Source organism: Leisingera sp. ANG49 (assembly GCF_059694505.1).
The window spans coordinates 1-233 of record NZ_JCATZN010000082.1 but is presented as its reverse complement, the minus strand read 5'-3'; the positions used below and the strand labels follow the sequence as shown (position 1 = coordinate 233).

Genomic DNA, 233 nt, shown 5'->3' with positions numbered 1-233 from the left:
TAGCCGTTCAGCACGGCGATACGAACCTGCAGCTCGGCGACCTGGCGCTCGAAGTCTCGGGCCATCAGGGATTGGCCGAGCAGCTTGATGCAGTTCATCTTGCTTTCGACACGGCTCCGACGGTGGTAGCCGCTCCACCGTCGCCAGATGGCGCGGCCCAAGTACTTCGAGGCTCGCAGCGCTTCGTTGCGGGCGACGGCGCCGGGACTCGTTGGTTTCCAAGGCTTTGCGTT

General features: G+C 63.9%; 1 pseudogene. It reads right to left on the bottom strand.

From position 1 onward, the window contains the following. A pseudogene (locus tag AC58NV_RS23830) lies at positions 1-233 on the bottom strand (IS5/IS1182 family transposase); the annotation flags it as partial.